Origin of the sequence: Paenibacillus turicensis (assembly GCF_017873435.1) — a bacterium.
Lineage (GTDB): Bacteria > Bacillota > Bacilli > Paenibacillales > Paenibacillaceae > Fontibacillus > Fontibacillus turicensis.
In genome coordinates, this window is sequence record NZ_JAGGKG010000001.1 from 24,004 (window position 1) to 43,761 (window position 19,758).

The 19,758-nt window shown below is 38.0% G+C and carries 15 protein-coding genes; all 15 read right to left on the reverse strand.

Annotated elements, in window-relative coordinates; genetic code table 11:
• Nucleotides 1-3: 3 nt before the first annotated feature.
• Nucleotides 4-687 (reverse strand): hypothetical protein, encoded by a 684-nt coding sequence (locus tag J2Z32_RS00090; RefSeq protein ID WP_210087123.1) that lies wholly within the window; start codon nt 685-687, stop codon nt 4-6.
• Between the two features lie 40 nt (nt 688-727).
• Complete coding sequence (locus tag J2Z32_RS00095) at nt 728-1,702, reverse strand: SAF domain-containing protein (protein WP_210087124.1); 975 nt, start codon at nt 1,700-1,702, stop codon at nt 728-730.
• A gap of 248 nt (nt 1,703-1,950) precedes the next feature.
• Nucleotides 1,951-3,219, reverse strand: coding sequence for a hypothetical protein (locus J2Z32_RS00100; protein ID WP_210087125.1), 1,269 nt, complete (start codon nt 3,217-3,219; stop codon nt 1,951-1,953).
• A gap of 12 nt (nt 3,220-3,231) precedes the next feature.
• Nucleotides 3,232-4,305, reverse strand: coding sequence for a nucleotidyl cyclase domain-containing protein (locus J2Z32_RS00105; protein ID WP_210087126.1), 1,074 nt, complete (start codon nt 4,303-4,305; stop codon nt 3,232-3,234).
• Nucleotides 4,306-4,728: 423 nt separating this feature from the next.
• Nucleotides 4,729-7,155, reverse strand: a complete 2,427-nt coding sequence (locus J2Z32_RS00110; RefSeq protein WP_210087127.1) for an ABC transporter permease — start codon at nt 7,153-7,155, stop codon at nt 4,729-4,731.
• Between the two features lie 6 nt (nt 7,156-7,161).
• Entirely contained in the window at nt 7,162-7,920 is a 759-nt protein-coding gene (locus J2Z32_RS00115) for an ABC transporter ATP-binding protein (protein ID WP_210087128.1), read from the reverse strand.
• Nucleotides 7,921-8,015: 95 nt separating this feature from the next.
• Nucleotides 8,016-9,281: a sensor histidine kinase gene (locus J2Z32_RS00120; protein WP_210087129.1), complete on the reverse strand. Its 1,266-nt coding sequence runs from the start codon at nt 9,279-9,281 to the stop codon at nt 8,016-8,018.
• 186 nt (nt 9,282-9,467) lie between these two features.
• Nucleotides 9,468-10,181, reverse strand: a complete 714-nt coding sequence (locus J2Z32_RS00125; RefSeq protein ID WP_210087130.1) for a response regulator transcription factor — start codon at nt 10,179-10,181, stop codon at nt 9,468-9,470.
• A 259-nt stretch (nt 10,182-10,440) separates the two neighbouring features.
• On the reverse strand, nt 10,441-10,656 hold the full coding sequence (locus J2Z32_RS22210) for a hypothetical protein (RefSeq protein WP_245251002.1): 216 nt from the start codon (nt 10,654-10,656) through the stop codon (nt 10,441-10,443).
• A 443-nt stretch (nt 10,657-11,099) separates the two neighbouring features.
• Nucleotides 11,100-11,579, reverse strand: a complete 480-nt coding sequence (locus J2Z32_RS00135; RefSeq protein ID WP_210087131.1) for a hypothetical protein — start codon at nt 11,577-11,579, stop codon at nt 11,100-11,102.
• Between the two features lie 13 nt (nt 11,580-11,592).
• A complete protein-coding gene (locus tag J2Z32_RS00140; protein ID WP_210087132.1) occupies nt 11,593-16,644 on the reverse strand; it encodes a pre-toxin TG domain-containing protein in 5,052 nt (1,683 codons plus the stop codon).
• A 68-nt stretch (nt 16,645-16,712) separates the two neighbouring features.
• The gene (locus J2Z32_RS00145) at nt 16,713-17,054 is read right to left on the reverse strand and encodes a WXG100 family type VII secretion target (RefSeq protein WP_210087133.1); all 342 of its coding nucleotides are present in this window, start codon (nt 17,052-17,054) and stop codon (nt 16,713-16,715) included.
• A 67-nt stretch (nt 17,055-17,121) separates the two neighbouring features.
• Complete coding sequence (locus J2Z32_RS00150) at nt 17,122-17,406, reverse strand: WXG100 family type VII secretion target (RefSeq protein ID WP_210087134.1); 285 nt, start codon at nt 17,404-17,406, stop codon at nt 17,122-17,124.
• A 3-nt stretch (nt 17,407-17,409) separates the two neighbouring features.
• Nucleotides 17,410-18,264, reverse strand: a complete 855-nt coding sequence (locus J2Z32_RS00155; RefSeq protein WP_210087135.1) for a hypothetical protein — start codon at nt 18,262-18,264, stop codon at nt 17,410-17,412.
• 13 nt (nt 18,265-18,277) lie between these two features.
• Nucleotides 18,278-19,717 carry a serine/threonine-protein kinase gene (locus tag J2Z32_RS00160; protein ID WP_210087136.1) on the reverse strand — a complete coding sequence of 480 codons (1,440 nt, stop codon included), beginning with the start codon at nt 19,715-19,717 and terminating at the stop codon, nt 18,278-18,280.
• Between the last annotated feature and the right edge of the window lie 41 nt (nt 19,718-19,758).

Below are 19,758 nucleotides of genomic sequence, written 5' to 3' on the forward strand. Positions count from 1 at the left end.
AAATTATCTCCTTTCTAGCTGTCTCCACCACTGGCGAACATCATTGAAGTTTAAATCTACAATTGAAGCAGCTAATTGGATCAATACTTTCTTGTATTCCTTAGATAATCTAGATACATCGAGTTTTGCTCTTCCTTGATTGTTGATTCTAGCTGTAATATCACGTTCATCTGGATAATAAACCAATGTATCTGACCATATAATCGGAAGCTTTTCATAAACAGTATCTAAATAATCTTCATGAAATGTTTGTCCTGCCTCACAAATCAGTCTAGTAAATGGAATTTCATCCTCTATTGTTTCCCCATCAAATAAGGCTTCAAGTAATACTAGATTTCTTTGAATTTCCCTATTATCATAGGTCGTCACTAACACATAATGATCTGCACCATACCATTCATGGATAGACTTAAAATCATCAAGATCAATAAAAATGTAATCGTAACTCTCATCTGTATTTGCAACTATTGCTTCTAATTGATTTTTATCCGCTACACGCTCAGTAATATCAAACAAATCATGTTGAATAATACTTGCTTCCATCTCTAATTTGGGATAGGTATATTCATAGTTATGATGCTTAGTAGCATCTACTAGTAAAACCTTAAATTTCAAGGCTACAAGGTTAGAAATATAAAACAATAAATCTGTTTTATCAGTCATACCTATAAATAAAATCTGTTTCATACTGCACCTTCCTAGTTTCACCTTTATTTCTTTATCTATTTTATTTATGATCTTTAAAAATGTTATCAGGGTTTGGTTTTACTTCATTTTGATTTGAATTAAATAACGAGTTTTGCTCAGAAGTATTATTTTGCTGCTCCCCGTTATAATTACTTACCCCGGCATTATTTTGTTCTTCTGCAGTTTTACCACTTAAATACTTTTGTCTTTCTTCATCTGTCATCGATTTCATGTCACTCTCAAGCTTTTCTCTCGCTTTTTTCTCTAAATACATTGTTGCAACATTGACTATATTAGGATCACTAGAGATAAGCTCCTGCACCTTCAGATTAGGTGGATATGTGATGATAGCTTGTGTTTGTAGATAAGGTTCAACATAACTTAATGCATAAATAGTTGCATCTTGAAGATAAGCATCAACAATAGCACTTGACATAGTCAATATTTCTTTTTCATTCATGTGATACCAAATCGTTTGATTATTCAAATCCTCAACCTTTTTCTTGGATAATACGATAAAGTCTTGTCCTGTAGGAAACTTAATCCGAACATCAACAAAATCATTTTTAAATAGCTTCATCGGAAGCTGGATGAGTCTAAACTCCTGATTCCGCAAATCATCAGGGGTAATTCCCTCTTCATATAACATGTTTTTTGTAACCAAAGCATTTTTATCTAGATCAATTTTCATATATTTACCAACTGCATCTTGCAGGTTTGCAAAGTTTTTTGGGACAGCTACCTTAGGTAGTGATACAGTAACTAAATCCTGTTCCTTTAAAATTTCTCCCGCCCGATAATCTGCATTCAAGACTGTAACAGTCTCTTTTTCCTGATTTAATTGCTTCTCGGCAATAGATAACTTATTTTCTAATTCAACAATATTCATTTCATATTTACTTTGTAATTTACTAACGTATAAATACCCTCCTCCTAAAGTTAAAAGTAGAACAATAGTCCCGCCGATTGCCCCCGCTAACAGCAATTGCTTTTGCCGCAGCCGTATTTTTGACATGAATAAATCTCCCCTCACTCAAAAAAACTACTAATTACCTATTGATTTCTATATTTAGGAAAATTATAACATAGAATAATATTGAAAAATATACATTTGTATATTTTTTTGTATTTTTAGTTCTTTTTTAGATTAATTTTGAAAGTTTTTATCAAAAAATGACTCTTAACTAGAAAAGTAATTTATATTAAACTGTAAAAGAGATCTGATTACCTTAGTTAGAATGTTACTTTTGAATCAGATTCTTATTACTTTAAAACTAGCAATATAGTTAAAATAATAATTACAATAACGCAACCACCAATAATTCCGTAAATCCAACCTTTACTTTGATGCGATCTTTTTTTGACACCTAAATAAGGCTTCATGATTTTGGAAAGCATTGAATCACTATCCCCTTGTGTTCGATAAGGATCCGCATGGGCTGGAATCGAAAACACTAAATTACCTGGCAACAATTTACGAATATCATTCACGCTCTGACTTCCAATGAATGGAATGCAATAAAACCAGTTAGATTGATCAAGCTTTTGATATTTTTCTCGAAAACTCCTAATCTTTTTTTGCCTCCATTCACTTCCTCCACCTAAAATAAACTGAGCATTTGCTCTAAAAAACTCCTCGCTCCAATCGCTTTCTTCACAGCCTCCGATATCTAAAATCAAGTAATCATACCCCTTAGCAATTAATGCACTCATATCCTTGTCATGATTGCTTTTATAATAAGTAACTCCATTTATGCTAAATTGGGTTGTAGGATTGTTATAGTCCTTGATTCCTTCATAAGCATTTTCAACCTGTGCGAAGTCATTAGAGCCATTTGCCTCTACTAAAGCAACTGTATAACCTTTACGGTTTAAATAATTAGCAATCATAATACTAAAATGTGTACAGCCAAGCTTCGTTTCGACCCCCATCACAGCCACTACAATCGTGCCAATAATACGCTCCTGTACTAAAATTTTTTCCTGAAAAGGAAGATCCGGCAGCTCCAGGTTCATTACGTCTGTTGAATCATTGTGACTATTTCCTTGAATTTTAGAGGTATAGCGATAAATCTTATCTTGAATGCGATCCATTTCTATGTTAAATTCATCTGGATCTTTCGTCTTTTCAGGTAAAGGCTGATCTTGCTGTGTGTTTTGTGGCAATAGCGTTTTTAATGCTTTAGATACCGCTTTAATTGAAGTACCTGGCTCTGTACTAATAACTTTAATGCCTTGCTCTCCTAATTGGCGGACAAAGCCATCTTCGTTATGTCGATCTAATGCTATAACAATAATAGGTGTATCATAACGAAGCAGTCGATATTGGCGGATTCCTTCTAAAATAAATGCAGTTTCCGCACAATCCAAATCTAATATGAATGCCTCCACATGGATTTTAGCGACAGATAAGCAATGCTCAAGAAACTCTCCACCTTCAAATCTCCCTGTCTTCTCATAGCTAATATCCGCACTCCCGATCGCTTTACGTACCTCTTGAACCGACCTGTTAGTAACAATAATTGCGTTCATGCCTGCACCTCATCAATTTAAAATTCGACTATGATCAATATCAAAAATTTTATCCAATCCATTTTCTTTCATTCTCCTAGCACCCTCTCTAGCTCTTTGTAAAAGATCATCAAGTGGTGCTCCGTTTTCAATTTCCATGTAGCCAGTTGCAATCTGATTATGAATTTCAGCTTCAATATTTAATTTCAAGGAATCACATAAATTAGGTAGCTCCATCGCAGCCTTGGTTACTAATAAAGCAACTCCCTCCTGCTCATAACGGCAGGCGATACCATAGCGATCACAATATTTAAGCACCACCGGTCCAACGACCCCGAATCGATCATCTATAGGCATACCTGTATTTTTTTCTTGTGAAAAATCAATTAAAAGATAAATGACGCCATAGGCATGTCCACGTTGCAAAAGCTGTTGTGACTGCTGAAAGAAATGTTTACGTGTGTATAATCCCGTTACATCGTCACGCGTTGAGGTATAAGCTGCTGCCTGCATAATATGAATGATTCTCTCAAATAGTTGCATGCAGATCATGTAAAATGCCATTCCCATAAACAATAGGCTCAGCATTAACAATAAATTCAAATTTACCATCGTAGCTGCTGTATAAGCACCCAAACTAATTATGTAGAATAATAGTGATAGTGAATGTTTATGTGATAAGCCTTCATCAGCAAGCAGCTTGAATTTTGAATATAAAGTCACTCCACTTACAATAAGCAGCAACAGCAAAGCAGGCATCGATGGAGGTAGAAACAAGGAAACTGCTGCCACAACTAACGTGCATCCCGTTCCAGCCAAATAAACGTATAACTTATCATTTCTTTTTGTATGTAATAAACGGAATAATGCAATTTGGATGACTATAAAGCCACATGTATTTAGTGATAAGAAAAACAAATAAAACGAACTAAATTTATCTGGAATAAGGACTTGACCAAGTACAGCTAATGTCGTTAAACCTACTCCTGCAGCTAAACCACTATAAAGTTGTGTTTTCCACCGCATGTACATCATTCCACACATACCTAATAGCACTAGTGCAACTGACAATGTGGCACCATAAAGCAACCATGTTACATCCATCATGATTTTTTCCACCTTCTATTAAAATTAAATTATGTGTAATACATTTTAGAAAACAACTTAAAAAGGCAGGAATAGCAAGTGTCACTCACTATTCCTGCGTTAATTTTATGCAAAATCAGTGATGTCGAATCTAAGATGACTGCTCAATTTAGATGTGGTATGTAACCCTTTTGACCTATTTTAGTAAATTGGTTTAAGTTATGAAACTCTCAGAAAATCGGGATAAGACCTAAGAATCATATAAGTAGGAAAATTATAACACTAATTCTTTGCGGATTTTGTCGAATTATGTAGATGGAGGGATAATTTTTTGTAATTTCTATGAATTTTTATAATCACCCAAAATATTACTATTATTTTGTAATTAAAAACAAGTCAGGACGCATAACTATTCGCGCCTCCGACTTGTTTTATATATAACTATTACTCTATCACCAGAATCTGTGGGGAAGCTTTCGCTACCACTCTAGAGGAAGCCCATGAGCCAAGTCCCGCTGAAATTAAAGTCACACTAGCAAAGGCAATAATTCCTAGCCAATTCAGAATTAAAGGAATTTCTGCAATACCATAATAGTTGAGTATACTTCCAAGAATAATAGGTAGCAGATAAACACCTACAATAATCCCTACAACTGCTCCGATTGTTGATAGGCCTACAATACCTAGAGTGACTGACAATCTGATTTTAGTTGAAGTTAGTCCTAAAGATTTATAAATGCCATAGGTTTTACTCTCTTTTCTGATATTAATACGACTAATACTAAACACAATGATAATAATAACTCCAGTAAATAACAGTCCCATGATACTCATTGGTAGGATTAAAGCAGCAAACGCCTGTTTATATGCTGCTTCTAGTAATGTTTGCTGTGGAACTGCTGAAGCTGAACCCTTATATTTCGTATTGATTTCATTTATAACATTTTCAATGTCTTGATGATCTTGTAAACGAATATAAGCTAAAATAAAACGATTATAATCAGGATGAATGACTTTGATTACATCCACTGCAATTCTTGCTGAATATGACATATTTGATATGGACTGATAAATTCCGGTGACCGTAAGTGTTTGCTTGTAGCCTTCAATATAAACTTCTATAACATCCCCCACATCTTTGTTCAATTGTTTAGCTACATTAAATCCAATGGCAATTTCGTTTCTGTTACGGGGGTTCTTCCCTTTTATTGTGGTAAATCCAGCATCTTCATAACTTCCATCCAATATATCTATTTGAAAATTCATACTTTGGCCATGTAGAGGCTCGGAGTCCAACTTCCTTTCTCGAGAAACAACACCGTTAACATACCCAGCCCAACCTATACTTTTTATCCTAGAATCAGAAAATAACGCTTGATCAAACTCAGTACGAGAGAAGGCTCCTTTATCAGTAATTTGCAGTACAATGTCAGATGAGTCATATCCCCATAATGGGGATGTTTGCTTAATCGCACTAATACTATGCAATAAAACAAATCCTAACACGAGCACTGCAGACACAATTGTGGCTAAAATGACCATTAAAATGGAGGCTTTTCTATTCTTCAATATGTTTCTTAGCCCGATAACTAGGATAAGTGGCGCCCTTTGGAAAGAAATGATTTTATTCTTTTTACCAGCTAACCGTTTTGTCAAAGCACTATTGTCACTTTCAGACATACCATATCGAATGGCCTGCATAGGTTGTACAAGCCTGGCCTTGTTCGCATAAAAGAGCACACAAAATAATACAAGGGTAAGTACAACCATCCCGACAGCTACTGCTATAAGATTCCCTTCTAGAGTGGTTACCATAGCTCCCGTCTTAAGAGATGAAAGTGTACTTTCTATGATTATTTTTGATATCCATTGACTTACCACTATTCCAGGTATAATCGCGATGATTGCAATCCATGCATATTGGGACAAATAGACTGCCATTAACCTCCTTGAAGATAACCCTATTGCTTTAAGTACACCAATCTTTTTATAGTTAGATAAAATATCGTCTGAAATCGTAAATCCAATCGTAAATAATGCTACAAGCATCATGACGATACCTAAAAAAATCATTATAAATCCAATCACTTTATTCATAATCAGATAAAAAGAGGACATACTTTCAAAATTCATTTTTGACTCAAGGTAAGGAACACCCATGTCTTGCTCAAATTTTTCCCAATAGCTCACACTAAGGGTATAATCATCAAATCTAAGACCTAACATGTACTCATCTTTACCCTGTGTATTATGAAATTGTTCAATATAATCCTGCTGATTCATCCATATACGTACAGATGTAGGAAAGGGAGCTCCGAAGGGCATATCTACAACAACAGCAGATACTTGCAATTCAATTTTTTTCTCACCTATTGTAAACCCAAGTGTATCTCCTACTGAAATATCATATAAATAGGCAATAGATGTGGGAAGCCATATCGAGCCCTTCTCAGGGTTTACACTTTCATGTCCTTGTGCAAATACAAGCTCATCCACAGTATAAGGACGTGTAGGGGTATCCATCATATATACAGTCAGGCTCGAAAGCCCTTCTGAAGTCAATTTGCTGCCCTTAACAGTCATTCCTGATAAAGCTCTAAAAGGGATCAATTGTGATGTTGTAACGCCTTCTTGGTTATCCCACCACCCCAACACCTTTTGCGGATTGTGTAGCTGTCCTCCTAAAGTCAACATCTCATGGGAGCCACGTGTTCGATTATGCATATCGCTAAATAAATTGTTTGTATTTAATATAACCGTTACTGATGTAGCAAGAAGTAATGTTGATAGAAAGATGAGTAAACCTATCAAGCCATTATGTATCTTCTTTTTTCTAAAATTCGCTAAGCAAAGAGAGTAAACTGCATACATAAGCACCTACTCCTTTCCTGAAACGTAAGAAAATATGATTGCTTCTCTATCTTGAACATCAGTTCTATCAAACTTATCAAACTCTAGCACATCCGCTATTTTCCCATCTTTTATTATGATAAGGCGATCAGCTCGGCAAGCCGCTTTAATATCATGAGTTACCATTACAACAGACTGCCCCTCACGATTCATATTCGTTAAAATATCTAGGACAGCAACGCCTTGATCATAATTCAAGCTGCCTGTCGGCTCATCAGCAAAAATAACGTCAGGAGAATTGATTAACGCTCTGGCAATTGCCGCTCTTTGTTGTTGGCCTCCAGAGGTCTGAGAGGGTAAACGATCCTGCTGACCATCAATTTCCATCGCTTTCATTAAGGAAAGTACACTACGCTTCACTTCATTTTTGGACTGCCCTGCGATATATCCAGGTAATGCGATATTTTCAAATAAAGTAAGGTCAGGTACTAGATTGATGCTTTGATAAATATATCCGATTCTAGTCGTCCTGAAATCTGCTAATTGTTGCTCTGTGTAGCTGTCGATACGTTGCCCTTTAAAATGAACTTCTCCAACTGTGACTGAATCAAGTCCACTTAACATATATAACAGCGTGGACTTACCTGATCCCGAGTTTCCCATAATAACAGTAAAATCACCTTCATAGATCTCCAAATCGAGATTTCTGATGGCATGAAATTGTTCACTTCCAGTAGAATAGGTTTTGCAAAGGTTTTTCGCTTGAATAATAACTTTTTTTAACAAATGTGAACCCTCCTGAAATTAAGTCGTATTGTCATTGTAAAGGGCACTTATGTATAAAAAATAATTGAAATATTAATAAAGTATTACAGCGATAGCTAACATAATGGAATCGTAAAATGAAATACCGTGCCTTCGCCCTGAATACTTTTGAAAGAAATGGTACCGTGGTGTGCTTCAACAATATGTTTACAAATCGAGAGTCCTAATCCAGACCCTTCATTTCGTGAATCAGTATTCAATTTCCCCTTAAAATAACGATCAAAAACGAATGGCATGTCTTGAGGCAACATCCCTTTACCTGTATCCGCTATCATTATTTTCAGATGTCCCTGTCCTACCACTATATCAACGCGAATAGAATCCCCCACTGATGTATGCTTCAACGCATTAGCAACAAGATTAGAAATCACCTGTTCTAATCGATTAGCATCTGCAAGGATCAGCACATCGGGAATGTCAGATGGCCCCAGGAAAGAAACGCCTAACGTACCAACATAATGGCCAATCGGCTGTAAAATCTTATTCAAAAGCTCTCCACTATACTGCTCCGTAAGGGTCACTGAAATCTGTCCTAATTCTTTTAATGCATGCAAGAGTAAATCCTCTGTCAATCTCGTCATTTTATCTGTATTAGTATGCATAACCTCAACATATTCCATAACCTCTGACATGTCAGAGCAAACCCCTTCACGTAGGGCTTCAATGTATGCCTTCAGCGTAGTTAGCGGTGTCTTTATTTCATGTGAAATATTCGAAATTAGTTCCTTCTGGAGCTGCTGCTGTTCATCTCTTTGAAAACTATGATGCAAAATTTCCATTCTCATTTGATCAAACATCGCATAAACTTCACCAATTTCATCCATAGAATGATATGTGATCTTTTGCTCGTAGTTCCCTTTAATGATACCTTCGGAGTAGTCTTTTAAATGACGAATGGGCTGAATAATATCCCTCTTAAATTTTTTCCTAAGAAGAAACAGAAGTCCGCAAAAAATGAACAGTACTGAAGTCATCATTATAAATAAAAAAAGAGCTGTAGCATGGGATTTCTCAACTAAGACACGACTTGTAGGCAACACAAAAATAGCATTGCCAACTTGATTTTGAGTCGCCTGGTCTACCACAGGAAAAGCGATGCTATACGTATCCTTATTTATTTTTGCATGATATAAGTCATAATGAACTGACGACTTTAAATCGATTTGATGGGTGGAGTTGGTGGGTGAGGAATTGAATATAATTTGGCCATCCAGTGCCGCATAAACTAAACCTACTTGGAAATCTTGAGTCATGACTTGAAGGTCCTCTTGTAATTTAGGATCCTTATCAAGCTCGTGATTAAATTTCTCTAGAAAAAGCATAATCTCACTCACTTGGATCCTTACCTTATTAACTACATGTTGAGAGCTAGACTCGCTCCCGCTTCTATAGTTGTCCCACAGTAAGGCTGCCCCACATCCAATCATGATGAATAGGCAAATAAAAGTGACAATATACCATTTTCTTAGCCAATCATTTAAATACATAGAGCTCTCCAATCCTTCTTGTTATTCCTCGAAGCTAAATTTATAACCAATACCCCAAACCGTTTTAATATACTTAGGATTGGATGGATCAACCTCTAACTTTTCTCGTATTCTTCGAACATAAACGGTTATCGTACTTTCATCACCATATGTGGTATAGCCCCAAACCGCATCCAAAAGCTGACTTTTAGAAAATACTTGATTTCTATGTTTGGACAGAAAAAATAGCAACTCTAGTTCTTTTGCAGATAACGAGATTTCAATACCATTTTTCGTTACCTTATATCCCTTTTTATCGATAGACAAGTCCCCAAAGTTTACAATGTCTTCGTGTTCATTTTGTTTTGACTTTGGACCTAGCATGCTCTCAACTCTACGCAAATTGGATTTAATTCTTGCTAACAATTCACTTAATGAAAATGGCTTCGTCATATAGTCATCCGCACCAAATCCAAGTCCAAGCACTTTGTCCGTATCGCTACCACGAGCACTTAAAATTAGAATGGGCACATTATTGTTCTCGCGAATTTGACGACATAAATCTATTCCATCAACATCAGGGAGCATAATATCAAGAATAACAAAATCTGGATGTAGCAAATTAATCAAACCCAAAGCTTCTTTTCCATTTGTAGTTATCGTTGCGTCATATCCGTTTTTATTAATATAATCTCTAATAATTCGAGCAATATCTTGTTCATCTTCAATAATAAGAATTTTCTTAAGTTGATTCATTTCTTATTCTCCTGAGTTTCTTATTCTCCTACGTTGTTAATTAAGTATTGAGTATTTAATCTTTTATATATTCTCCATAAATGGCTGTACTCCTTGCTACCTCTCTCATAAATGATGTCACAGCATAACAGTTCTCACTATCTTCCTCGTCCCACATTGCCCAATAATGTAAGTGTTTATATGTATATTAAGATCCTGAAGAAGAAGAGAATTGATCGAGCTATTCCATTTGTTCTCTGTCTTTCCCTCTGCTATTGCATCATTGAATGATGAAATAATAATAATCATTAGCAAATTTCTCATCATGGTTTAATTGGGTATGTTTATAAGCATATAAAAACTCATTAATTCTTGAAGGATCAGACACTTCATATTCCGAATCTTGTGAAAATTGATCAGGAGGAGGTAATTTGATTTTCTGCACTAGACCTGCAATAGCACTTTTAGTAACATACTTTGGGGGTACATTCTTCATGAACACTGCTCCTTTTTATTGTTTTGAAACTCCAGTGGATGACCATTGCATATGGAAAAGCAGTCTTACTCCTAATCCTTTAATCAGCTTTAACTATCACTCTAGCTATATCAAGTTTTATTTTAGTACCATCTAGCAAGTAACATCTTATTTTAAAGGACGATGGTGACGAAACTTCATGTAATGTCTGATTAGATATTTGACCCGTGGGATGGTAATACCTTGCTGACATATAGTATAAACCAATGGCATCATGCATGACACCGTCTCGACCATTGTATTGAAATGGTTGGTAAATGCTTCCCTGATGCAATTTTTATTTGATAACGACGAATGCTGAGTAATGCTTTTAATGGGTTAGTAGGAGGAACTACCAAACCATCGCTAAAAAAGAAACCTTGAAGGCATGGAGCCAGTCAAGGTTCTAATTTATTCATTAATGATTAAGTCAGAACAAATTCATGCATCTGTTCTTTTACTAACAAAGCAATCTCTCTCTCTCTAGACAAAATAAAAAATAAATCACCATCAAGAATTCTAATTTCTAATTGTGCCAACTCATGCTGGATTTTATTAAGTTCCTTTACCTCAACCCTTGGACGAAGATTATAATCAAATGGAACTTCATTTGGAAAGCAAATAAGAACTGCGTTCCGTATTGTTTGAGTATCTTCCAATACTTCTAATAATTCCGAAAGTGTCAAATAAGAAATTCTTTCCCTTTCAACTTTTTTTTCAAAATTAAAAGCTACTTCATTAAAACTTTTCTGTCCAGTACCAGGATAATCTCCATGATATTTAGGTATTAATTCAACATCACCTATTCCCCAATAAATGTAACTCCATTTTTTATTGATTACCTCCAATAAATTAATAATAAAATCACGGTTATTATTGGCATCAATATATTTTAATTTCAACATACTTTTTCACGCCTCACTTGAAAGGTGGATTTGTATCCATACGATGGTCAATTTTAAATCCTCCTGTTGGATATTTCTCATTCCATTGTACCTCATGCCAATGTGGAACACTATGATTCTCAGGATAGCCATGATTAGAATAATCAATCCAGCCCTTTTCTCTTCCATAATCATCATAGTACTTAGTTTGTTTAAGATTACCGAACTCGCCATATTTATTTAAGCTTTTTGTTCCTGGCTCAACAAATTTAGGAAGATTCTTACCATATGCTTCATCAGGTAAAAATGGTACTTTAGCAAAGTCATCAACTTTCCCCGCCCCCACACTATTACTCTTAACCATCTGCTTCTCCAGCCCCAACGGATCCACATACGACACTGGATCGCCATTGACATAAGCATAGCGGTTAAGCGTTTGCCCTTCCAAAATGTATCCTTTTAGCACATCTCGGTTTAGGAAACGTTTGAGTTCTGGATGGTAATACCTTGCTCGCATATAGTATAAACCATTCGCATCATGCATGACACCGTCTCGCCCATTGTATTGAAATGGTTGGTGGGTGCTTCCTTCATGCGATAATACTTCGCCATAATAGCCATAACTATACCGATCACTTATTTTGCCTTGCTCATCTGTCAGGAAGGTCGTGCTTCCACGTATGTCACTATGGTAGCTCTGATATTGTCCTGTTGCACCATCTTCTCGTCCAATCAGGCCTAGACCATACACATAATACGCGATGACTTTACCTTCACCATCTTGCTCCATCAGCACTTTGCTTAATTCGCTTGAATCATCCACTACATACCGGGTTACTTTGCCTTTCCAGACTGTCTCAATACGTTCATTGCGCCAGTTGTAGCGATATTTCATGCGTCCACTTTGGATGAGGCGGTTACGGGAATCGTAGGTGTAGGCTGCCATCTTTTCACCATCTGTAATATACAGCAGATTGCCATCTGCATCTAGCTCTGTGGGGTAGATACCTATTGACTTTAGCCGGTTGTCAGCACTATAGCTAAAGGAGTGATCTTTCTCTGTAGTAAATTGTAGCTGTCCAACTTGTTGCACCCGTTGTTTCTGTTGCTCTTGCTTCGTTAAATTCCCACCAAGATCATAACGATAGTACGTGATTGTTCCTTGGTTCGCTCCACTAACAAAACGGCGAAGCTGATCATACGTATATTGCTTATTTTGCTCTCGGACAATTTGCCCAACTTCGTTATACTCATATTTTAAATCTTGGAGCATAATCCCCTGAGCGTTAGCATCCTGCTGACGTAACAGTTGTCCAAGTAAATCATAGCTACGCTGCTCTCTCGTTCCATTTGGACGCTTCGTTTCAATTAATCTACCTTTGGTATCATAGCGATACCGAGTTAATCGTCCTGCCCAGTCCTTAACTTCAGTTAATTCCCCTGCTAGATTGTATCTATACTCTACTATTTTTCCATCTGGATAGGTTAATTTCGTAAGGTTACCTAATTTATCATATTGATAACCAATCCGATTACTCCATACATCAAATTGTTCAATCAATCTGCCTGCTAAATCATAGCTACGACGGATTTCCTGCTCGCCTTCTTTGCCAACAACCCAGCGACCAGCTTCATCGTACTCAAGCTCTACTTGTCCAACCTCATCCTCGACATGAGTAAGCTGACCTGCTAGATCATAGCTATAGTCCTGCTGCTGACCACGCGCATTTTGCTTGGAGGTTAACCAACCTCGTTCATCATAAGTATACTTATGCGAAAATCCTGAACTATTTGTTTCTTCTAATATTTTACCAGTACGGTCATAGTTCAGATAGGTTTCATTACCATTGGCATCCCTATACATGGTAACCCGATGTTCCGCATCATAATGCTGGACAACTCTAGCATCTTCTGCTTTGACAGCAGTATCTAAGTCTAGATCTTTTGTGTGAATTTTATCTTCATTAATGTCCTGTTGTTCTTCACCAAGTGGTACAGCATTACCGTGAACTTTTCCCTGTTCTGCCGATGTGTCTTTCTTGTCTACACCCAATAAAGTCTGTGGTAATAACCCCTGAACAACCTCCTGCAAACGAGCAGCCGCATCATAGTGATAGGTCGTTTTTACTCCATCCGCCTCTATTTGCTCTACCTGTTGGTATAGTGCATTAAATCTCTTTTGTGTCGTATGACCTAAAGCATTCGTGATCGCAATGGGCTGACCATTTGCATTGTAGGTTAGTTTCTGGACAACTTGTCCCTCATGATCCTTAACTGCTTCTAATCGTCCTGTGGCATCGTAATGATAGCTTATTGCTCTTTCAAGTGGATCAACTACCTTCGTTACATAACCCAACTCGTTATAATGTAGGGATGTTTTACCCCCATTTGGATCAATATCCGCAATCAATCGATCTTCTGCATCATAATGATATGTGGTTACGCCACCTAAAGGATGAGTCACGGTGCTAATCTGACCAGCAGGGGTATAGGTGTATACTGTCCGTGCGCCAAGTGGATTAGTGATTGCAACCAACTGTCCGTATTTATCATATGTGTGCTGCCAACAGCGACCTAAAGCATCCTGAACCTGCATTAATTGATCGTTTGCATTGTAAGTCCGTTCAGTAAAACCACCAACAGCATCTTTAACACAAGTAATTCGACCAACCTCATCAATCAAAGCAAAGGTACGACGACCTTCCGCATCCTCAATGGCTGTAATTACACCATCATCGTTATATTCATATTTATTAATATGGCCAGCATAATCTTGATAAGCGATCAGCTTGCCTTGCTGATCATATTCCCAATGACAGGAAGCTCCGTCTGAACGTTTAACCCCGATTAAACGGTCTTGCTCATCATAGTTATAGGCTGTAATTCCACCTAATGCATCCTCTTGGGCAATTAATAAATCTTTATCATCATATCTGTAGCTTGTCTGGTTGCCTAAGGCATCCTGCGTAGCGATCAAATTACCACGTTCATCATAAGTATTAGTGTTTATTTCACCTAATGCATTTTCGTGAGTAAGCTCTTGTCCCTGTTCATTATACGTATAACGATCTAAAATCCCTTCACTACCAATTACCTCTAGTAGCAAATAATTTTCATCGTACACATTTTGCAAAACATCCCCAACACGATTCGTAATTGTAGTAATGAGATAACCTGGGCGACTATCAAAATCGTAGGATAGCTTTGTTACATTCCCTTTAGCATCATATTGTTCTACAACACGGTGATTGTCAGGGTCATACACATTTCTTAACTCAAGATAATCCTCATTATGAATAGTTAAAATACGTCCCTGCTCATCACAATTAAAAAGGGTAACATAGTTTTCAGCATCTTGATATTTTGCCAACCAACCTGCTGAATCATAAGTAAAATTCACACTACGATGGTCGTCACGGACTACAGATAATAACCCTTTACTATCATATGTAAAATGAAGCTGTCGTTTGCTAAGCTCATCCTGCAAGCAAATTAATTGATTGTGCTCGTTATGCTTAACGTTTAGAGCAAGTCCTTCACGATTCACATGCCGTTCTAACACTCCATTTTTATTAAAGAAATAACGTTCACGACGGTCAGCTTCAATAAGCACGTATCCATTTGAGATCGGACATAACCGATCTTGGAGCACATCCGTATCCTTACTATAGTAATTTCCATCCCTATGTAACTGGAACGTATTACGTCTTCCTGCATTCCAAAAAAGGGTAATTTCTTTGATTTGCTCATGTTGATTCGCGCTAACATCTGCACCTGCACCTGCATCAGTACCTATATCTGTACCTGCATCCGTATTGGTATCCATATCAGTATCAGTAATGTTACTATCATTACGACTACTAAATTCTAACCTCATTGCATAGTTATGGCTCCATGCTAAACCTAGCTCGCTTTTTTGGAGCAGACCAGAATTATAGCTTAACTCCCATGACCATGTTGCAGCACCATACAGCTTCAAGGCAGGATGTGTCATAAACTGATGACCTGTTCCAGTATGAATAGGATCCGCTGTTATATCCTTCTCCTTCACCTTATCTACATCCGTTTTTTGAGATTTCTTCTCATTGTCGCCAACCATATTTGAAGAATTATTTCTATCTCCAGATGGAGTCTCGGCTGTATTTATCTCCTTGCCCTTATTGCTTTGATTAGAAGTATTAATGTCACCCTTTTTCCGATTACCTTGACTCATTGCAGCTGCGGTTGTAGCCCCAGCCGTCCCACCTAACACAGCCTCCTCAGCATGAAGCTTCCGATCTCCAATAGCATCACCTGCATCGGCTATATTTCCTTTTTTATGACTGCCTTCAGTAAAAGCTTCACTCACATCATCTGCATGCTTAAAGCGTCTGTTCGCATCTGCTGATTCACTTGCAAAACCTAAAGTATTTCTCTTCTTCCCTTCGCTCAGCAATTTTCCACCCTGTAGAAAGGCCATGGCTCGTTGAGCATCGGATAACTTTTCACCTGTTACTAAATCTCGACCAATAAGGCCCTCAACAACTGATTTACCTTTATCAACGGTATGAACTACAGAATTTGTCGTCTTAACAAACTTTGAAACCCCATTAACCGCTTCATCAGTGAATTTAAGTAGTTTTGCGCCTTTGCTTGCACCTTTACCCATAGGTCCTAACGCGGATAAGACACGTTCGTACCAACTTAACTCCGCACCAGTAATCAAATCCCGCCCCACCAAGGCTTCAATGAAACCCTTCACATTACCAATGACAGGTAGAAAGTCTAAAGCAACGCTTGTAGCCATCTTTATAGCCGCCCAAACCTTGCTCCAATCACGTGGTGGTGCTTTTCCATCTGCTTCTTTAAAATCATCAGCCTTTTTGTCAAGCGCAACTCCGTATATTCCAAGACTTTGCTCTATTTCTTGTAGGCTACGCTTGATTAGGCTATAAGACTGGTCCACCTCCGCTCGCCCTTGACTTCGCAAGCTAAGTTGACCCATCTCACGATTTAACTGAGATAATATATGTTCAAGTTCATTCCCCGACCTTCTGAGCTGTTTTCCTAGTTGTTTGACATCGGAGACATCCACTTCAATTTTCATTGTGGGACTCCTCCCCATCTGCTGTGGTTACATCTGCTTCTGTAAAGCAATGCTCTACAACTTTCTCATCATTTTTTACTTCGTGAAGCTTCTCTTGCCGCTCGTTCTTGCTCTCGTCTTGCCCGCGCCTCTGCTTCTCTCCGACGATCCTCTGCCATATCTGCCTGACGGAACGCCTCTGCAATTCGTTCTAAACGGGCTGCAAACTCATCTAAATCACGTGCCGCCTGCGTCATTTTTTGCTGGGTAGGTCTGAATTCCGTTTGAAATCGATCATGCGCCTTCCCTTTCCATACGATCCCCGCGATACTATCGTTTATTTTTCTAGTTTCCCTAGCTACCGTTTGACTGTGATTGCGCACCTTTCTTGCTAATCTTTCCAATTGACCTACATCTGCTTGAATTGGCATTATGTTCACTCCCTACCTCGATCAAACTATGATTCTACTTGCTCTTAAGCTATGATTCTTAACACTATTATCCCGAATATGTGGTTTCATCCACGACTCTAAATCGTTCAGCAATCGCATTAAGCTCTTCTCCAACCTGTTGCAAAATTGCTGATACGCCTGCTAATTGCTGATCCGCATCTTGGTAGGCTTTATGAAAACGCTCCTTCGTATTCCCTTCCCATTGCCCATCAAGTCCGTCAATAAGTCCCTTTAATTCATTTGCCATTGCTATGTTTTGCTCACTGCAAGCTATAAACTTTTTCCCAATATCATTTAAATGCTCTGGATCAATTTTAATTCGTTTGCTCATTTTTTATGCCTCCTCTTCCACTAAGCCAAATTGCGCTGCAAACTTCAGTAATCTGTCCCATACCACATCAGGATTGTACGCTGAAAGCTCCAACTTGGTTTGCTTGTCTATATCAAGCTTGTTTTCTCTACCTAGGTACAATTCATCGCCACTTTGCACATAATGGTAGCCCTCCAACTCCCATGCTTCACTATGGGCATTCCAGAAAATCATACTGCCTATACGATCTATCCCTGCAAAAGCTTCCACCACAGCTTCGGCTTCTGCTTGATCTAAACTAGCTCCACCTTGCGTTTTCAGCAATTCCAATTGATCTTCCTTCCCTAACTCTGTCCACTTCGCCCAGTTACACTCGGTTAACGTTTGTTTAAAGGTACGATTAGAACGTAAGGTTAAAGGGAAAAATCCGCGCAACGCATCCATCGTCCCAAGTGGATCAGATACCGGCGTTACCGCCACTTCACCTGATTCGCTATATACCACCTCTACAACTAGTTTGGGATGGAAATACAAAAACCCTTGGTAATCCTCACCATTTACAACCTGTTTACTCAATTGCATTACCTGTGAGCTTCCAGTAATCGCTAAGCACAAGGCTAAAGCTTCATTCATGTCGGTGTAGGTTGCCTTTCTCTCCGTTTTCTCTTGATCCTCTTCATTTTCTTGCCCTTGCTCCATCTTAAGCCAGCCCTTGTTCACCAAGCCCGCTTGAAGTTCACTATATTCCTCCTCAAGTTCTTCCATTAAATAACCCTTATATGGGTCACTATAGCCTGCTATATTTTTCAACCCTAACATTTGCGTTAAAAAGAAAAATTCCTTAGTCGTCATCTCATATGTGTAGCTTTCTGTTGTCATATTTCTTCACTCCTTATTTTAGTAAATAAATTATCCATGCAATTACAACCAATAAACCTGAGGCAACCCATACAATGATCCAAATATTTTTATACATTACATCTGGTCGAGCTGTTCCTTGTTCATTACCAAATTTATTAAACACACCATTCTGTTCCTGTTTCGCAGACAAAGACTCATCTATTGCTTCCTGAACCATACCCATCACTAATTCGATCTCTTTATATATTTCTGGATAAAGTGACGTTTTTTCGATTAACCTTCCATACTCCCACAGTGCAGAGGGCAGCTTCCCTTTTTGCTCTAATAAACGTGCTTCTGCCAAAGTAGCGTAAACCTCTGGTGCTAAAAAAGGCTTTATTTCCCGTGGTTCCTCTTCCGTAAGCAAATTTACTTCTTCATCCTGTCCCTGTTGTTCAACAACAAATGGAAAGAAATTTTCATCAGTTACTTCATCGATGACTTCATCAATTTCTTCCGATTCCCTATCTTTAGCCTTTTTCTGGAATAACACTTCTTCTTGACGGGAAATCAATTGGGCTTGATACGAAGATAAGGCGATCATCCATTCACCAAAAGCAGGGCATTCTGCCATAGATTCGGCATTCCAAGTCCTCGCAAATAAGCCTGCTATCTCAATACCATAGCTTTGCTCTAGCGTCATATGTAAAATCTGATACCGTTCACATTGCTCCTGAAGCTCATGCGGTTCAAAGTAACTGTCACTTGCTGAAATTTCACGTACTTGGCTAGAATGCCAAGCTAACATTTCGCTTAATAAAATTGCACCTGCAAAACGGCTACTATCCTTATCCCAAAGGAAATCCTCCTGTAGAAACTTAGGCGTATAACCTGATTCTCCATGTATTTCATATTCCGGCTCTACCATTCCTTGTGCAAAAATATCCTCAATATCTACGAGTTCAATCATAATGGAGCCACCTTCACCTTTATCAGGTATTACAAATATGTTAGCGCCTGATAAATCAGGATGAGAGATACCCTCCTGCTCCAAATTCATTAATACTTTTGCAGAAGCAAACGCAATTTCAAAGCCATTTTCTTGTAACAGTACTGTCTCATCAAGCTTACATTCACTCCATGTCTTTCCTTCCACCCACGGCATCACCACGCTGTATAGCAGATCAGAGTTTTGCTCTAATAATGGGGTATCCTCTTCAGGATTAAGCACTTCACGTTTAGTTACAGCTAAGCCTGGTATAGAAGAGAGGGTGTGTAGCGCCTCTAACGATTTACGAAAGGTAGGCTGTCTAAAAGCAGGTCGAAATATTTTTAACGCAACCGCAGTTCCATCTTCCACATCAATGAGCTTATACACGGTTCCTTGTCTACCCTCTTGCCCAAAGGGGACGCCAGAAAATGAAGGATGCTCTGCTAGCTTATAGGTACGGTTACGGATACATATCTCTTGTTCGATATCATCTGCAAACACCTTTGTTATCTCCTTTATAACGATAGATTTGTAGCTTAAAT

What these genes read in the sequence shown, in the direction of transcription:
- J2Z32_RS00145 (WP_210087133.1), bottom strand. Translation starts at nt 17,054, where the DNA reads ATGCCAATTCAAGCAGATGTAGGTCAATTGGAAAGATTAGCAAGAAAG.
- J2Z32_RS00140 (WP_210087132.1), bottom strand. Translation starts at nt 16,644, where the DNA reads ATGAAAATTGAAGTGGATGTCTCCGATGTCAAACAACTAGGAAAACAG.
- J2Z32_RS00120 (WP_210087129.1), bottom strand. Translation starts at nt 9,281, where the DNA reads ATGCTTTTTCTAGAGAAATTTAATCACGAGCTTGATAAGGATCCTAAA.
- J2Z32_RS00110 (WP_210087127.1), bottom strand. Translation starts at nt 7,155, where the DNA reads ATGTATGCAGTTTACTCTCTTTGCTTAGCGAATTTTAGAAAAAAGAAG.
- J2Z32_RS00100 (WP_210087125.1), bottom strand. Translation starts at nt 3,219, where the DNA reads ATGAACGCAATTATTGTTACTAACAGGTCGGTTCAAGAGGTACGTAAA.
- J2Z32_RS00090 (WP_210087123.1), bottom strand. Translation starts at nt 687, where the DNA reads ATGAAACAGATTTTATTTATAGGTATGACTGATAAAACAGATTTATTG.
- J2Z32_RS22210 (WP_245251002.1), bottom strand. Translation starts at nt 10,656, where the DNA reads ATGAAGAATGTACCCCCAAAGTATGTTACTAAAAGTGCTATTGCAGGT.
- J2Z32_RS00135 (WP_210087131.1), bottom strand. Translation starts at nt 11,579, where the DNA reads ATGTTGAAATTAAAATATATTGATGCCAATAATAACCGTGATTTTATT.
- J2Z32_RS00155 (WP_210087135.1), bottom strand. Translation starts at nt 18,264, where the DNA reads ATGACAACAGAAAGCTACACATATGAGATGACGACTAAGGAATTTTTC.
- J2Z32_RS00150 (WP_210087134.1), bottom strand. Translation starts at nt 17,406, where the DNA reads ATGAGCAAACGAATTAAAATTGATCCAGAGCATTTAAATGATATTGGG.
- J2Z32_RS00105 (WP_210087126.1), bottom strand. Translation starts at nt 4,305, where the DNA reads ATGATGGATGTAACATGGTTGCTTTATGGTGCCACATTGTCAGTTGCA.
- J2Z32_RS00125 (WP_210087130.1), bottom strand. Translation starts at nt 10,181, where the DNA reads ATGAATCAACTTAAGAAAATTCTTATTATTGAAGATGAACAAGATATT.
- J2Z32_RS00095 (WP_210087124.1), bottom strand. Translation starts at nt 1,702, where the DNA reads ATGTCAAAAATACGGCTGCGGCAAAAGCAATTGCTGTTAGCGGGGGCA.